15 protein-coding genes and 1 tRNA gene are annotated in these 16033 nt (G+C 63.3%); 3 read left to right on the forward strand and 13 right to left on the reverse strand.

Going from position 1 to position 16033, the window contains the following annotated elements; genetic code table 11:
- Nucleotides 1–74 precede the first annotated feature (74 nt).
- Nucleotides 75–278: a hypothetical protein gene (locus tag ACFEMD_RS15325; protein ID WP_394741980.1), complete on the forward strand. Its 204-nt coding sequence runs from the start codon at nucleotides 75–77 to the stop codon at nucleotides 276–278.
- Nucleotides 279–492: 214 nt separating this feature from the next.
- Here the strand turns inward: ACFEMD_RS15325 and ACFEMD_RS15330 are convergent, their stop codons facing one another.
- The 6 genes from ACFEMD_RS15330 to ACFEMD_RS15355 form a co-directional block, all read right to left on the reverse strand.
- On the reverse strand, nucleotides 493–645 hold the full coding sequence (locus tag ACFEMD_RS15330) for a hypothetical protein (RefSeq protein ID WP_394741981.1): 153 nt from the start codon (nucleotides 643–645) through the stop codon (nucleotides 493–495).
- 497 nt (nucleotides 646–1142) lie between these two features.
- On the reverse strand, nucleotides 1143–1373 hold the full coding sequence (locus ACFEMD_RS15335) for a hypothetical protein (protein WP_005559483.1): 231 nt from the start codon (nucleotides 1371–1373) through the stop codon (nucleotides 1143–1145).
- Nucleotides 1374–1592: 219 nt separating this feature from the next.
- The gene (locus ACFEMD_RS15340) at nucleotides 1593–1745 is read right to left on the reverse strand and encodes a hypothetical protein (RefSeq protein WP_394741982.1); all 153 of its coding nucleotides are present in this window, start codon (nucleotides 1743–1745) and stop codon (nucleotides 1593–1595) included.
- Between the two features lie 194 nt (nucleotides 1746–1939).
- Complete coding sequence (locus ACFEMD_RS15345; RefSeq protein WP_394741983.1) at nucleotides 1940–3271, reverse strand: hypothetical protein; 1332 nt, start codon at nucleotides 3269–3271, stop codon at nucleotides 1940–1942.
- Between the two features lie 476 nt (nucleotides 3272–3747).
- Nucleotides 3748–3922 (reverse strand) — tRNA-Trp (locus ACFEMD_RS15350).
- 62 nt (nucleotides 3923–3984) lie between these two features.
- Nucleotides 3985–5004: a DUF5794 domain-containing protein gene (locus ACFEMD_RS15355; protein WP_394741984.1), complete on the reverse strand. Its 1020-nt coding sequence runs from the start codon at nucleotides 5002–5004 to the stop codon at nucleotides 3985–3987.
- 452 nt (nucleotides 5005–5456) lie between these two features.
- On the opposite strand from ACFEMD_RS15355, the gene guaB reads away from it, so the two are divergent.
- Complete coding sequence (gene guaB, locus ACFEMD_RS15360; protein WP_394741985.1) at nucleotides 5457–6956, forward strand: IMP dehydrogenase; 1500 nt, start codon at nucleotides 5457–5459, stop codon at nucleotides 6954–6956.
- A 57-nt stretch (nucleotides 6957–7013) separates the two neighbouring features.
- Here the strand turns inward: guaB and ACFEMD_RS15365 are convergent, their stop codons facing one another.
- The 5 genes from ACFEMD_RS15365 to ACFEMD_RS15385 form a co-directional block, all read right to left on the reverse strand.
- Nucleotides 7014–8744: an AMP-binding protein gene (locus tag ACFEMD_RS15365; protein WP_394741986.1), complete on the reverse strand. Its 1731-nt coding sequence runs from the start codon at nucleotides 8742–8744 to the stop codon at nucleotides 7014–7016.
- 474 nt (nucleotides 8745–9218) lie between these two features.
- The gene (gene cmk / locus ACFEMD_RS15370; RefSeq protein WP_394741987.1) at nucleotides 9219–9830 is read right to left on the reverse strand and encodes a (d)CMP kinase; all 612 of its coding nucleotides are present in this window, start codon (nucleotides 9828–9830) and stop codon (nucleotides 9219–9221) included.
- 55 nt (nucleotides 9831–9885) lie between these two features.
- Nucleotides 9886–10341 (reverse strand): hypothetical protein, encoded by a 456-nt coding sequence (locus ACFEMD_RS15375; RefSeq protein ID WP_394741988.1) that lies wholly within the window; start codon nucleotides 10339–10341, stop codon nucleotides 9886–9888.
- On the reverse strand, nucleotides 10341–11939 hold the full coding sequence (locus ACFEMD_RS15380; RefSeq protein ID WP_394741990.1) for a sodium/proline symporter: 1599 nt from the start codon (nucleotides 11937–11939) through the stop codon (nucleotides 10341–10343). Before ACFEMD_RS15380 ends, ACFEMD_RS15375 begins: the two co-directional genes overlap by 1 nt.
- Nucleotides 11932–12432 carry a hypothetical protein gene (locus ACFEMD_RS15385; protein WP_394741992.1) on the reverse strand — a complete coding sequence of 167 codons (501 nt, stop codon included), beginning with the start codon at nucleotides 12430–12432 and terminating at the stop codon, nucleotides 11932–11934. Before ACFEMD_RS15385 ends, ACFEMD_RS15380 begins: the two co-directional genes overlap by 8 nt.
- Nucleotides 12433–12701: 269 nt before the next feature.
- On the opposite strand from ACFEMD_RS15385, the gene ACFEMD_RS15390 reads away from it, so the two are divergent.
- Nucleotides 12702–13181, forward strand: a complete 480-nt coding sequence (locus tag ACFEMD_RS15390; protein WP_394741994.1) for a hypothetical protein — start codon at nucleotides 12702–12704, stop codon at nucleotides 13179–13181.
- On the opposite strand, the gene ACFEMD_RS15395 is transcribed toward ACFEMD_RS15390, so the two are convergent.
- Nucleotides 13172–14911 carry a YcaO-like family protein gene (locus tag ACFEMD_RS15395; RefSeq protein ID WP_394741996.1) on the reverse strand — a complete coding sequence of 580 codons (1740 nt, stop codon included), beginning with the start codon at nucleotides 14909–14911 and terminating at the stop codon, nucleotides 13172–13174. The genes ACFEMD_RS15390 and ACFEMD_RS15395 overlap by 10 nt on opposite strands.
- A 223-nt stretch (nucleotides 14912–15134) precedes the next feature.
- Entirely contained in the window at nucleotides 15135–15980 is an 846-nt protein-coding gene (locus tag ACFEMD_RS15400; protein WP_394741997.1) for a bile acid:sodium symporter family protein, read from the reverse strand.
- Nucleotides 15981–16033 lie beyond the last annotated feature (53 nt).

A 16033-nucleotide genomic window follows, 5' to 3' on the forward strand; every position in this document is an offset into this window, starting at 1 on the left:
AAACTGTGTTGAACGAGTGAATGGGCGGACGAAACGTCCTTGTGTCGAGACACCGAATGTCACTGTAGTCAGTCATGAAAAGCGTCTACGCGTGTCGGGACTGCGGCGCCCAGTTCCGGGGAACCAGACGGGTCTGTTCGCTCTGTGGAACCCGGGTCGGCGATACGACCCGCGGCACCTGCAAGGACTGTGGCTCCATCCTGACCGAGTCGCCCGAGCAGCGCTGTTCCCGCTGCGGGTCGACGAACGTCGAGCGCGTCTCCGTCGACGCGGACTGATTCTCGGGGAGGCAGTGTGCTCGAGGAGTGGTTCTTTCGTGGATCGTCGCTCGAGGTCGAACTCGAGGAACTACTCCGCTCGAGCATAGCCAACGGCCGAAGCCGCCCATCAGCGACAAATCGTCGTCAGTTGCGGGTGGGACCGACAAGCAGGGCTACGAGACGCGAGAGCGGCCGGCGCTGCTGGTTTACGATCGCATCTCGAGAAAGAGCTTCAGAGTCGCTCGCGAACGTCCCGGACGTCTCCCACGCCGTCGGCCTCGACGTCGACGGCCAGCTCCTCGAGGGCGTCCCCCAGCGGAACCCCCTCGTCGTCTTCCGGGTCCTCGGCCGTGAACTCGGCGAAGTCGTCGGCGGTGAGGCTCATACCCTGTGATTGCGCCGTTGGTCGCAAAAAGTTGTTGGTGAGCGTGTCATAGAACGATTCTCATGGGATTACTCTCATCCTTCTTTCAGTGACCCAACCGCTATGTAGATCTGCCCACGTACCTTTTTCCGCCTCGGGATTCCTCACTGCGTTCGGAACCGCTCGGCGCAAAAATCTACGCTAAAAAGGTCGCTCGCTCCCGCTGGTCGCTCGCGGGTGCTGCGCTTGTGACGCTACCGCAGTAGTACCGCCTCCGCCTATCCGTACCATCTATCAGATAGTCGAGGAGAGGTGTGAGAACAGTTCTATGACACCCTATGCTGGTGGTTGGAACGGGCGTTCCTAGAACCCATACCGACGTTCGGCTTTCCTCGAGGCGGTATTCCCGTCGGATCACTCGGTCTGCGAGCGTCGCGTCCGTCGCTCCACAAAAAGTGATCGACAAAGCGCACTACTGAGAGTCGTCGTCGTTCGTCCGCCGGGCTCGAGAGTCCTCTCTAGGCGGGGTACAGATCGGTGTACTTCTCGATCACCGACCAGAGGTGTTGCTCGTTGGAGATCCGGTGGGTCTCCTGGACTAACTCGGTCCCGTCGTCGGTGTCGGTCAGCTCGAGGGTCCAGTTCGTGTGGTCGCCCTGGTCCATCCCCCGCTTGGCGAAGAGCACGAAGCCGTCCTCGTGGGCCAGCGCGATCGAGTCCTCGTTCTCGTAGTCGACGTCCCAGCTCATGCCTGTTTGCTGGTCGTGGGTGTGTTCAGTGTTTTTGGTTGTGTGCTCGAGGTCGAGATTGTGGGTGAGGGGCACTTTGCTCGAGCACAGCCAGCGGCCGAAGCTGCCTACCAGCGACAAGTTCTCGTCAGTTGCAAGCGGGACCGACAGGCAGAGCTACGAAATGCAACGGAAGACGGTGTCGCGGGTCTACAACCGCATTCGTCTCGAGAAAGAGCTTTACAGCTGCTCGCGAACGTCCCGGACATCTTCAACGGCATCGGTTTCGGCATCGACGGTCAGTTCGCTGAGGGCATCGCCCAGCGGAACCGTTTCGTTGTCCTCCGGATCGTCGATCATGAACTCCTCGAAGTCGTCGACCGTGAGGGCCATACTTCCAGATTCCATCGCTGGTCGCAAATGGTTGGGGGTGATTTGAACAGAAGGCTGTCGGATAGTCAGATACAGGCAACTGGCCACTATTTTGGCTTGCTGCCGACCTTCGCGTCGGTCTCACTGTATTCCTCGAGAGCATTGGGGCGTCGTGCTCGAGGATCTGTCGAATAGTGCGAACAAGGTGAGAAAAATCATTCAGCAGATTCTATTTGACGTAATTCTTCTATTGCCTCCTGTCTATAAATTGCTTCTTTGTATTTTTCATCTCTCTGTGGCTCTTCCATCGTCGATAAGTCAAATATATTTCTTACAACATCTTCGTTTTTGTCACCCAGATTCTCAGCATAAATTTGTATCATGGCATCAGTTAGGTACTTTGCCACATATTCATGGGCCATCCAAATATTATCCCAATTTGGTTCATGAACCCAGTTATTTCGACTATCGTACATTTGGTCTGCTATTTCTTCAATAAACTCATGGTTATTATTCTCTTTCACGTTTTTGAGTGCCCATTTTGCTCTATCTATGATCTCTCCTTTCTCTCCCCTTCCAGCGCGGGAGAGCCCCTCAATACAGCGCCAGAAAGTCATAAAAGAACTATGTCTATCTGTCTCTGTCATAGCTCTTTGATACTCCAGTAATGCATTTTGGAAGACATCCTCTATTCCTTCTGAATCATATTCAAATAATGGCAACTCTTGATAATTGTTATTGAAGTTTGGATCACTCCATTCAATGCTAACCGAATCTTTTGGATCACGGTCGACAATCGCTACTTCTTCTGGTCGTTCGTTGATAGCGATAAGTGCTGCAAATGGTTCTGAAATTGTCGACCACTGAGATGCACCCTTTAACTCGGTATTCCATAAATAAAGACAATAGTTCACTTTTGCACAAAATAGATTGCTACTGGTCTTAAATTTCTCAGAAGCATAACGTGGGCCTTTTGACTCAATCTCTGCCTTCCAATACGTAAGATCCTTATTTTCGCAAAGAGACATCACATATCCTGCATTAGATGTGTGTGGATGTTCTATAAATTCTTGAATTTTATCCGACCAATCTGACTTAGATATTCGAAAGAATTTAAAATCATATACATCTATTTCATCCACATCTTGGTCTACTAATATATTCAATGGGAAATAGAATTCTGTGGATAATTTATCACTCTTTCCGATATCCCTTACTATAGTTGTCACTTTCGACTTATAAGTAGGGACCAGACCATCTTCGTCGATGCTTTTTTCAACTGGATAATGCGGTTCCCAGTCCTCAAATGCGCCTTCTCTTTCAAATGAAAGGTCCTGAATAATACCCATCAAATCTTGATTGATATCCCTTGGGTCAACTTTCATCTCATGAATTGGAAAAGTTTCCTCTGCTAATTTACGAAAGGCGTAATTTTGTTTATGCCTCTCGAAATCAGACTTTTTGCTGGATTTACTTTTTGAATTAAATTCTTGCCACTGAAGCGCCCATTCAAGCAAGGTCTCCGTCTGTTCCTCATTTAAGCTCATATTTTTGTGTTAACCCTATTCGTATTGTTCCTTTGGGAAATCGACTCAATGACAAGTGGTTCTGTTTCTCCGAAGGCATATGGAAAATCCCAATAATTTTACACTAACTAGAAATTAAGTCATAGAGTTAAGAATCCCAGTGTTGTGGCTAACCGTTTGATCGATCCTTATCGTTTTCCTCTTTAATTCATCAAGTGTTCCAAGTCATCTCACTAATCATGGAAACGATACAATCAAAACAAGTAGAAACGGGGGGTCGGAGGGATTTGAACAACGCCCGAGAACCTGCTCACTGCGTTCGCAGAACCTCGGTCTCGTTCAAACCCTCCTCGTCCATACCTGCCGCTCGCGAATTTGCTCGCGGCAGAGGAATGGGGTCGGAGGGATTTGAACCACGGTCGCAGCAAAGCTGCTCCCTGCTTCAAATCCTCCGAATTACATACCTGCGCCTCACGAGTTTGTTCGGCGCAGAGGTATGGGGTCGGAGGGATTTGAACCCCCGATCGACTGATATCTCCGGCGCGCCTCGGAACTCCAGAGGGTCATCACACGGACACTGATCAGGTGTCCGATCAGTATATCAGTCTGGAGTGTCGTCCCGGGCGCGGTGCCTCTGGAGTCAGTCGCCATGCCTGGCTTGGCCACGACCCCTCGAGTCTACGTTGGGCGATCCGCCCTAAAGTGGTTTCGATTCGGGCGCTCCGTCCCCCGATTCAGAGCCAGGGGGCGCGCTCCTCCTCGTCGTCGTCGAACGGACTGTCGTCGTCCTCGAGCGAATCCTCATCCGAGTCCTCGTCGACGGACTCTGCGGCCGACCGGTCCTGGCCGCCGTCGGTCGACGTCGACGAACCCGGACTCGAACTCGAGCCCCCGGGGTTGAACAGCGGCCCGGTGCCGACCGCGGGCGCCGATTCGGCCGACGGCGACGGGGAGGGCGACGGGCTCGAGAACCGCGGCGAACTCTCGCTCGAGCTCGAGGTCGACTGCGAGGACGACTCGTCGTCGCGCTCGAGCGGGATGTCGATCGCGAAGACCGCCGCGACCAGCAGCGCCGCCAGCGGGGCCTGGCCGAAGGCCATCCCCAAAAGCGACAGGGGCAGCAGGCCCAGCGCGACGGCGCTGCCGAAGCGGAACCGGTCGATGTCCATGTACTCGCGCAGGTACGGGCCGCTGATGGCGACCCCCAGCGCGAAGGCGACGCCGACGACGGCCGCGAGCGTCGCGTTCGCGACCAGCGCGGGGTCGTCCATGACGACGAACGCCGCACCGGAGGGCTCGAGGCTCGCCAGCAGGCCCAGTCCGACGATCACTGCGGGACTTGGCAGGTACTCGCCGATCGTCGCGCTCGCGGTTTTGGCCGCGATCGCGAGGATGACGACCGCCGCGAACCGCTCGAAGACGGCCTCGTTGAGCACGGTGTCGATCGCCGGCGCCAGCGCGGCCTGCACCGCCGCCAGCAGGATCAGCGGAACGCCGACCAGCAGGACGATCTTGATCTGCTCGCGGGGCGTCCCGCTCATCTCGGCGAGGATCACGGCGACGGTGGCGCTGCCTCCGAAGATCAGCAGGCCGATCTGCACCGCTCCGAGGGGGTCGTCGAGCGCTCCCGCGAGGATCAACGCCGGGAAGATCCCGTCGATCAGCGGGAGCATCATTACCAGCGCTAACAGCTTCGTATCGCCGCCCACCCGGTTCTCGAGCCGGAGGGCGATCGGGTGTTGGGACGTGCTCATCGCTTAGGTTCGATGGCCGTGACCCGAGGCCGATGGGTGGTGTGAACGGGAGTGCCACGAGGGCGTGGCGAGCCAGTCCATCGAGAGGCCCCGCGCTGTGAGTTTAGCTGTAAAGTTCCCGAAAATTTTGGTGGCGACGGCGGCAGCGCTCGTCTGGCCAACGGGTCGGGAGCTGTTGAAACTCACAGCGTTCATACACGTACGGTCTACTGGCCCGTCAATAAACGTTGCGTGAGAAGCGATTGCACAACTCGGCGTATCTCAGCCAATAACGCCCAGATCCTGACAAAGATGAACTGATCTGAATGTGTGGTGCACGTTCCCGGACTGTGTGGTTCTACACGCCGTGTGGCGATTCGCCGGCCTGAATCACCGCTCACCGCCACCGGCAGCCGTTGACAACCCCGCCCCGGTCTCGCAACGCTTTTTGCCGACGCTTTCGGACAGTTTACATGGCGAACGACGCTCCCGAGCACGAGCCGTACTCCTCGAAACTCCAGGTACCGGAAGCGCTAACGTTCGACGACGTCCTCCTCCGTCCCAAGGAGAGCCGCGTCGAACCGGACGACGCCGATCTCTCCTCGCACGTCTCCCGCTCCGTGGAGCTCTCGGTCCCCATTCTGTCGGCCGCGATGGACACCGTCACCGAGAGCGGCATGGCCATCGCGATGGCCCGCCACGGCGGCCTCGGCGTCATCCACCGGAACATGAACGTCGACGAGATGGTCGAGGAGATCGGCCGCGTCAAGCGCGCCGACGAACTCGTCATCCCCTACGAGGACGTCGTCACGGCCGACCCCGAGATGACCGTCCGCGAGATCGACGATCAGATGGCCCGCCAGGGCGTCGGCGGCGCCCCCGTCGTCAACACGCGCGGGGAAGTACTGGGCATCATCTCGAGTACGGACATCCGGCCCCACCTCGAGGTCAACGAGGACGACCCCGTCACCGAGGCGATGACCGACGAGGTCATTACGGTCCACGAGGACGTCGACCCCCGCGACGCGTTCGAGCTGATGTACGAGCACAAGATCGAGCGCGTCCCCGTCGTCGACGACGAGAACCTCCTCGTCGGACTGGTAACGATGCAGGGGATCCTCCAGCGCCGCGAGTACAAGGAGGCCGTCCGCGACGAGGACGGCCAGCTGTGCTGTGGCGTCGCCGTCAGCCCCTTCGAGCGCGATCGCGCCGAGGCCGCCGACGAGGCCGACGCCGACATCCTGTTTATCGACACCGCCCACGCGCACAACCGCAACGTCATCGAGGGCGCCCGCGAGATCAGCGAATCCGTCGAGGCCGACGTCGTCGTCGGCAACGTCGGCACCCGCGAGGCCGCCGAGGAACTGGTCGAGTTCGCCGACGGGATCAAGGTCGGCATCGGCCCCGGTTCCATCTGTACCACGCGAGTCGTCTCCGGCGCCGGCATGCCCCAGATCACCGCGGTCGCCCAGGTTGCAGACGTCGCGAGCGAACACGGCGTCCCCGTCATCGCGGACGGCGGCATCCGCTACTCCGGCGACGCGATCAAGGCGATCGCCGCGGGCGCCGACGCCGTCATGCTCGGCTCCTATTTCGCCGGCACCGACGAGGCCCCCGGCCGCGTCGTGACGATGAACGGCAAGAAGTACAAGCAGTACCGCGGCATGGGATCCGTCGGCGCGATGAAATCCGGCGACGCCGACCGCTACCTCAAAGAAGAGCCCGAGGAGGAAGACGACTACGTCCCCGAGGGCGTCGAGGCCGCGACGCCGTACAAGGGCACCCTCAAGTCCGAGCTCCACCAGCTCGCGGGCGGCATGCAGTCCGGCATGGGCTACGTCGGCGCCGCGACGGTACCCGACTTCAAAGAGCGCAGCGAGTTCGTCCGGGTCTCCTCGGCCGGCCAGGCCGAGAGCCACGCGCACGACGTCGTCATCACCGACGAGGCGCCGAACTACTCGCCCAACGAGTAAGCCGACTCTCGCGGCGCGTCGCCCCGCACTCGAGCCACCCGCACGACCGCTGCCGTGCTACGTCTCCTCGAGCTCCGACCGTCGAATCTTTCCCGTCGTCGTCTGCGGTAACTCCTCGCGGAACTCGATCTCTCGTGGATACTCGTAGTCGGCCAATCGGTCCCGAACCAGCTCGCGGATCTCCTCGCGTAGCTCCTCGGATCCCGCCATCCCCGCCCCGGGCTGGACGACGGCCTTGATGATCTCGCCGCGACGGTCGTCAGCCACCCCGACGACGCCGACCTGCGCGACCGACGGGTGCTCGAGGATCGCCTCCTCGACCTCTCGGGGGCCGACCCGGTAGCCGCTGGTGATGATGAGGTCGTCGTCGCGCGATTTGAACCAGAGGTACCTCTCCGCGTCGCGCTCGGCGAGGTCGCCGGTCAAATGCCAGGTCTCGCCCTCGGCCGTCCCGTCCGATTCGGACCGCACCACATTGCGATGGCCGTCGCCGCGCTGGTCGCCGTCGTCGCCCCGCTCGAGCGTCGCGGCCGCGGTCTTCTCGGGGTCGTTCCAGTACTCCGTGAAGACGACAGGGTCGTCGTCCCGCCGGACCGCGATCTCGCCGACCGAGCCCGGCTCGACTCGCTCAGCCGTCTCGGGGTCGAGCACCGCGACCTCGTGACCGGGCACCGGTTTCCCCATGCTGCCCGCTTTCGCGGGGAACCACTCCCGGCAGTTCGTCACTAGGAGGTTCGCCTCCGTCTGTCCGTACAGCTCGTTGACGACCGTTCCCTCGAGTTCGGCCTCGGCCCACTCGAGGATCTCCGGGGTGAGCGGCTCGCCGCCCGAACAGATCGCCCGCAGGGAGAGCTCGTAGTGCTCGGCGGGATCAGCGACGTCCATCAGCATCCGGATCGCCGTCGGCGGGAGGAAGGAACCGGTGACGTCGAACTCCGCGAGCAGTTCGAACGCGGTCTCGGGGTCGAACGATCCCATCGGATAGCCGACGACGGGCTGGCCGTAGTGCCAGGCCGGAAAGACCAGATCCCCCAGCGCGCCGATCCAGGCCCAGTCGGCGGGCGTCCAGTACGTGCCCTCGAGGTCGCGCTCGAAGTACATCGAGAAGGCGGGACAGTGGCCCAGCCAGACGCCGTGCGTGTGGAGCACTCCCTTCGGCTTCCCGGTGCTCCCGCTGGTGTACATGACGATCGCGGGCGTGTCGACGTCCGTCTCCGCGACCTCGTACTCGTCGTCCCGCCAGTCGATCGCCGTCTCGAATCGGGAGACCGACGCGTCGCCGACCGTCCCGCCCTCGATCTCGGGCTCGCCGTCGACCACCAGGACGGCCTCGAGGTCGGGACAGTCGGGCGCGACCTCGCGGATCGTCTCCCACTGGGAGACGTCGACGACCGCGATCCGAGCCTCGCTGTCGGTCAGCCGGTAGCGTAGCGCGTCGGTACCGAACAGCACCGACAGCGGCAACGAGACCGCACCGAGCTTCCAGCACGCGAGGTGGGTCAGGACGTTCGCCGGCTTCTGCGGGACGACGACCGCGACCCGATCGCCGAACCCCAGTCCCAGCGACTCGAGGGCGTTCGCGACGGCGCTCGAGCGCCGATCGAGGTCGTCGAAGCTGTAGCGCTCGCGTCGCCCGTCGGGGAAGGCCTGGTGGAGGGCGACTCGGTCGCCGTCGTCGTGTTTTCCCACTAGGTCGACGGCCGCGTTGAACCCGTCGGGGACGTCCCACGAGAACGACTCGCGTGCCTCCTCGTAGGTCCCCCCCTCGAGCGTGACGAAGTACGTCATTCGTGTCGTACGAGAGCGGATGTCATGAAAGAACTACCGCCGAACGTGCCCGCCGGGTCGGCCTCGTCGCGTTCGAACGAGGAGCGCTCGAGCCCCGACAGGTTGTGTCGCGCACCGACGAAGGGAGCGAGACGATCCCAAACTCGTGGTAATTCGGTTCGGACGATTGGAACCGTCCACGTTCCGGTGGACGGTCGGTCCTCGGGGGCCGATACGTACAGCGAACTTTTTTATCGGGGTCCTCCCTCGTTCGCTGCGCTCACTCGGTCGAACCCCGCCAAAAAACTTCGATGAAAAAGGCCGCCGTCGCGGGGTTTCACCCCGCTCCGGCGGTGAATCGCTCGCGGTGCTCGCGAACACCTCCGTAGCACTGGTCGTTCCATTCGCATCCGCTATGTAACGTGGCGAGCGTTTTCGTCTAGGCCGTTCAGTACAGTGCTGGCTCGCTCTTCGTCCTCGAGGTGTTCGAACGGACTACGGGTCCAGCGCCGGCGTCGGAAACGCCCCCGTATCGGCGTCCGGATCGTACTCCTCGAGTGCCGCCCGGACGATCTGGAACACGCCCTCTTTCCCCCAGCGGGCGGTGTTGAGCTGCAGATCGTAGAACTCTCGCTCGTCGATGTCGATCTCGTAGTACGACTCGTAGCGGCCCGCCTCGCTGACCTCCCGGACCCGCATCTCGGCTTCTGTCTCGAGACGATCCTCGATGCGCTCGAGGCGGACGTCCTCGGGGGCGTCGAGCCAGATCCGAAGATCGGCGCGCTCGCCCGCGATCCAGCCCGCGAGCCGGGACTCGAGGATGAAGGGTTTGTTCGCGGTGCCCCACTTCTCGGCGATCGACTGCAGCCGTCGATCGAGCGCCCGATCGATATCGCCCGACGCCTCCGCCTTCGCCGTTAGCTGGTTGAGGCTCATGTCGCGGTCCTCGGCGAGTTCGCGGAAGATGTCCCCGCCGGAGACGTACGGACAGCCGATCGCATCCGAGAGGCGCTCACAGAGCGTCGTCGCGCCACAGCCCGGTGGCCCGGAGACGGTGATAAACAGTGTCGTGTCGATCTCGACGGTCGTCGTCGCACCCGTGGACATACACGATCCCTCACGGGTCGACGTGAAAAGTCATCCGTTCGAGCAAAACGCGGTCCTAGAACCAGCCCCGTCGTTCGACCTCGAGATCGACGTCCTCGAGTGACGGCTCGTCCTCGAAGCCGGCGACGACGTCGGCCTGGGACTCGGCTCCGCTCGACGCCATCAGCGTCATCCCGTCGTCGTAGGGGGCGTCCGTGTCGTCCCACTCGATCTCGAGTTTCGCTCGCCGGAACCGCGTTCCCGTGACGAGCCGGATTCCCCCGACGGCCTCGAGGGGAACCGAGAAGTTCCGCTCCTCGAGGGACTCGAGTTCCGCGGGCGCGCTGTCGGCGACGAGCGCGCGGCCGCGTTCGCCCATGTCGGCCCGCAGCAGCATCGAGCGGTAGGATTCGCCGACGAAACAGCAGAACAGCCGCTCGTCGGTGACCACCAGCTCCCAGAACTCGATCGAGTTCGGGCGCTGGCGGATCCAGTGGGTGAGTCTCGCGATCGGTTCCTCGGTCGCGGTCATCACCGTTCGAACAGGGCGTGCAGGTCGGCGGGCAGTTCACGTCCCTTCTGGGTGGCGATCGAGACGAAGACGAAGACGGCCATCGTCACGAGCAGCGAGATCGCCTCCGCGGGGACCTCCGGCGGGTACGGGTAGGTCGCCATCACGACGTTCTCGCTGACCCAGTTGAGCCAGCCCGCATCGACGATCGCCGCGGCCTCAGGTACGACGTTGTAGATGATGTTGTAGCTCATCCCGACCACGAGGGCGGCGATCGCCCCCTCTTTGGTCGCCCCCTTCCAGTTCAACCCGAAGACGGCTACCGGGACGAACGCGGCGGCGAAGAAGCCCCAGCTGATCGCGCCGAGGATGCCGACCAGCGCGTCGGAGTAGAAGACGACGATCGTCGACAGCACCGTCAGCCCCGCGAGTGCGGCCTGGGTGACGCGGAGTTCGGTCTTCGGATCGGTGATCGGCCGACCGAGCGCCCGCGGAATGTCCCGCGAGATCGCGGCCGCGCCGATGTTCAGGAACGAGTCGCTGGTCGACATGATCGCCGCCAGAAGCGCCGCGAGGATCAGCCCGGCGACGATGCTTCCGGTGTGATCGAGCACGAAGACGGGGCCGACCTCCGAGGCCGAGAACGTCGCCTCGCGCTGGCCGGCCTCGACCATCGCGCGCATCGAGAGGCCGGCCGAAAAGGCGATCAGGCTCGAGATCGCGTAGGAGATCGCCGCGATCGGTGCGCCCCACTTGAGGATCGTGAGGTTGCGGCTCATGTAGAACTTCGTGATCAGGTGAGGCTGGCCGGCCGCACCGACGGAGAACAGCACCCACCAGGCGATGCCGACGAGCACGGCGGTCGTCGCACCGCCCATCGCGCCGAACGGCGAGATGAGGTTCGGATCGGTGCTCGCCAGGTTCTGGGAGATGTTCTCCATCCCGCCCCCGAACGAGATCGCGTACGCGAAGACGAACACGGCGCCGACGACCATCGTGATCGCCTGCAGGAAGTCCGTCCAGACGCCCGCGATCATCCCGCCGAGCATACAGTACAGCAGCAGGATTAGCGCGCCCCCGAACAGGCCCCACAGCACGGGGATACCGAAGATCGCCCGCATGACGAACTGCAGCGCCGCCAGATTGACCGCCAGATAGGCGACGACGCCGAGCGCGACGGCGACGCCGCTGAGCCCGCGAACCCAGTCGCTCTCGTAGCGGACGTACATCGCGTCGGGCAGGGTCAACACGTTCCGGATGTCGGCGAGCAGGCGCATCCGCTTTGCCAGGACGGCCCACGTCAGCAGGAAGCCAAGCGGCGCGGTAAAGAAGATCCACAGCGCGGTCGTCCCGAACTCGTAGACAAGTTCGGGACCGCCGATGAAACCGAACCCGGACTGGATCACCGAGAACGCCGTCAGCGCGAGGACCCAGGTGCCGATGCTCTTGCCCGTGATCAGGAAGTCGCTGGTCGACTCCGTTCGCATCCAGCCCCAGATACCGATCAGGAGGACGATCAGCAGGTACGCCGCGCCGAAGCCGAGGATGATCGGATCGTCCGCGACGGGGATCCCGTCCTGCTGAAGGACGGTTCCGGCGGCTCCGAGGACGCTACTCATCGGTCCGCTCACCTCCGTCGGTCGCCTCGAGGGTGTTCTCGGGCTGTTCGGACGCCAGCGGGAGCGACTCGCCCCGTTGGGCCTTACGGGCGTCCTCGAGGATGCCCTCGACGATCTCCTCGCTTGCGACTCGATCGAACAGCAGCGAGTAGTAGACCGCACAGGTCAGGGGTAACAGCCAGATGAACCCGAAGTAGATCAGCGTCGACGTCGGTACGCCCAGCACGTAGCTGTAGTCGGTGACGCCGGGCTCCCAGGTTAGCCAGATTCCGGCCAGGCCAGCGACGAAGAACGCGCCGAGGATGCCGATCAGTCCGGTGTAGGGCGCGAGATCGAGTTCGGACCCGTTGCGTTCGATCGTCGCGACCGCGAACACCGCCAGGATGGTCGCCGCACCGACAAACGAGAACACGCGGTACAGTCCCAGCGCCGCCGTGACGAGTGCGACCACCGAGAGCACGCCGATCACCGTCATCGTCGTGTTCCGCGTCATCGGTCGCTCACCCCTCGCTCGAGTCGTCGGTCCGGCCGCCCGCCGACGGTTTCGACGCGTTGCCCGCGTCCCCCGCGGCGTCCCCTCGGGACCGGCCGCGCTCGGCCGACCCGTCGCTTTCTATCACAAATCATCGTCCTATTACACACAATAGATTGCCGAGTAGGTGATCGTTAACATGTTAAACTCCGTCGCCGCTCCTCGAAAGGAGCCGCTCACAGCGGGGCCGAAAAGTAATACTGACGGTCGCTCGGCCCCGAGAATCGAGCGTGAACCGCCGCAGGGTACTGCAGTCCGCCGGGACCGTCGCGCTCGTCGGTCTCGCGGGCTGTATCGACGGCGTCCAGGACCACTTCACGGGGAGCCTCCAGAGCCCGGTTCCGGTCGAGATCACCAACGACGGGGATCACCCGTACGACGTGAGCCTCGACGCCGTGGCTCGAGGCAACGGCCGGGAGAGCTACGAGGAAGCGTTCACTATCACGCCCGGCGAGCGCGTCGCTCCACCTCACATCGAGGGCGAAGATCAGCAGTTCCGCGTCACCCGACACGGCGACGACGAGGTCGACGATCTGGTGGAGATGGGGACGATCACCGACGAAACGGACCTCGTGTTGATCAGCCTCTACGAGGACGAGATCGAACTCGAGATCACCGAGGACGAGGCGGAAGCCGAGGAGGAACAGGAGGAACTCGAGGAGGAACACGACGACGGCTCCGAAGGCGACGACGACGCGGATCAGGGGTAGGGGTGGAACGGCCGCTCGAGTGCGGGCTCGAACCCGAGCTCGGCCGGCACCGCCCGGGCGCGCTCGCCGAAGAACGGCTCCCGGGTGAACAGCGGCTGGGCGCCGGGGACGACGACTCGCACGCCCTCGAAGCCCAGCCCCTCGACGTCGCGGGTCGTCAGCCGCGCTGCGCGAGGTTCCAGTCCGGCGTCGACCGTTCGTGCGACGAGTTCCTCGAGTGCCTCGCGGCCGGTCGGAACCGGATCGGGCCCGACGCTCGCCGCGGGAACCGTCCGGTCGACGTCGACGAACGCCCGCGCGGGCTCGGGGAACGAGGCGTACTCGCCGATCGCGGCCGAGGCCTCCGCCGCCTCCTCGCGGCCGAGTCCGCGCAGCTCCATCCAGTTCTGTAGCGCCTCCGCCAGCGCCGCCGTCGCCGCCTCGGTGGCATCGAGCCCGGCCGCCGAGCCCGCGGCGAACGCCGGCCACTCCGTCTCGCCGTCGCCGTCTGCGGACTCGCGGTGGACCGCCACCGCGACCACGGGGACGTCGACGTCCTGGGTGACGAGCATCGGCGTCACCGCGAGTCCCTCACTCGCCGCGCGGCGCTCGAGATCCGCGAACGTCTCGCTCTCGACGGCGAGCCCCAGTGGCTCGAACGTCGAGTACCAGGCCAGCATCGTCGCGTCGCGCTCGAGGACTTCGGTCAGCCCCGACAGCAGGGCGTCGACCGTCGAGGAACCGAGCCCGAGACCGGTCGTGATCGCGGGGACGAGTCGCTCGCCGGGCTGGGGGAACTGGACGGCCGCGGCCGGCAGAAAGGTCCGGTCGCCCGTCTCGAGGCTCTCGCCCTCGACCCAGCGGTGCTCCTCGTCGGGATCGTACTCGGGGGCGTCGTCAGGTCGAACGAGATCGGTCGGCGAGACCGCTCGCTCGAGATCGGCCTCGCTCGCGTGTTCGAACTCGCGATCCCGGTAGACGCCGGCACAGTAGCGCTCGAGGCCCTCGCCGACGGCCTTCATCAGCGCCGCGTTCCAGTCGGGGTCGACGCCCGCGGCCTGGTTGGCCGCGCTGGCGTCGCTGTACCCGCTCGTGTCGGCCGTCGTCGCGAGGTAGTACGGCGCGGGGAACGACTCGACCTCGCCGATCGTGCTGACGATCCCGACCCGGTCGTCGATCGCCTGATCGGCGTGCTCGACGGCGTGTGCGAGATCGAACGACTCGTCGTCGCGCCCGAGGGAGCGATCCCGTTCGCCGCCGCAGTCACAGCCCGGCACCGGGAGGACGCGTCGTCGGCTGTGGGGGACCTCGACGACGTGGCCGATGACCGACCGCTCCTCGCCCGACAGCACCCGTACGCACTCCCGACCCGCGAGCGCGCCGGCGAAGCGAGCGGCGCTCGAGTCGGCGCTGGGCTCGTCCCCAGCGGACTCGCGGTGTGAGTCGACGCGGGCGCGAAGACAGTCGAAACAGCCCGTCGCGGGGGCGAACCCGGAGACGGCGGCGTCCAGTTCCGCGATCGGGTGGCCGCCGACGCCACCGATCTCGACGGCGATCCAGGGGGTCCCCCCCGCCAGCGCCGCCTCGTTCGCTCGCTCGAACGTCGCCGCGCCGGCGACGTCGCTGACGACGGCAAAACGGGCGTCCTCGAGGGCTGCCGGTCCGGTCGAACGGACCGAGACGTCGACGTCCTCGAGCGCGGTCTCGACGGCGTCGCGAACGGGATCCTCACCGACGACGGAAACGTGCATACCGGATCGTCGTACGGTCTGCTGTAAGTCATTTCCGGAGCGACCGCGGGACGACGCCGGATCGTGCCGGGATACAGGTACCAGCGAATAGTCGCACACGCTCCGTACCTGACCCGGTCCAGGTCGCGGGTCAGATCGGTCGATTCCTCACGGAGACGGGCGGACGTGACAGGAATCGGCTCCCGGACCGGACTCGAAAAGCGGATCTCGAGACGCTCTGGGATCACGTTGTTAGTCGCCTCCACCTTCCGGCGAGGAGTCCCGAGAGAACGACGCCGATAAACGAAAACGCCAGCACGACCATCAGCACGTCGGGATCGGAAAAGCTGGTCGTCGCGATGAAGAGCGCGATCGCAGCGTTTCGGGCGGCGGTCGTCGTCGCCAACACTTCCCGCGTGTTCCGTCCCGGTCCACCGAGTACGTACCCGAGCAGTAGCGACACGGCGATGATGACGACCGAAACGAACAGCGTTCCCGTGCCGACGAGCGAGACCATCTCGTTGCTATAGGCAGCCAACAGGAGGACGAGCAAGAAGAGAAACGAGAGATCGGAGAGCCGTTGTACCGGCGGGTACAGCCATTTTGTCACGGCGGAGTACCGGACGTCGAGCCCCATTCCCGCCAGCAGCGGGAGGAGCTGAATACCGAAGATCATCCACCCGATCGCGAGCGGATCGACGGCAACGTTTCCGGGCAGAAGCAGCGCCAGGCTGACGGGTATCGTCACGACCGAGACGATTCCGAGAACCGCCATCAGGCCGCTGGCAAACTCGATGTCACCGTTCGCTATTTCGGCGAACTTCGGCCCGAAAGGGGCGCCGGGAGCCACGGCGATCAGCACGATCCCCGCCGCGTACCCCGCCTCCACGGAAAGCGGACGGACGAGCAGGTACGCGAGTACCGGGATCGCCACGAGATTGACGACCAGCGATTTCGCCATCAGTCGCCGCTTGCGGAGCGCGGCCAGTAACTGATCGAGCGACAGCTCCATCCCGATCGAGAACATCGTCGCGAGGACGAAGATCGTCGTCGCGATCTCGACGGCCGTCTCGACTGACACCGCTATCATGTCGTGCTCACGGGCTGATCGGTGGGTTCGAAGCGCTACAGCACGGGCGCTCC

Source organism: Natronococcus roseus, assembly GCF_043677095.1.
In the GTDB taxonomy this organism is placed as follows: Archaea; Halobacteriota; Halobacteria; order Halobacteriales; family Natrialbaceae; genus Natronococcus; species Natronococcus roseus.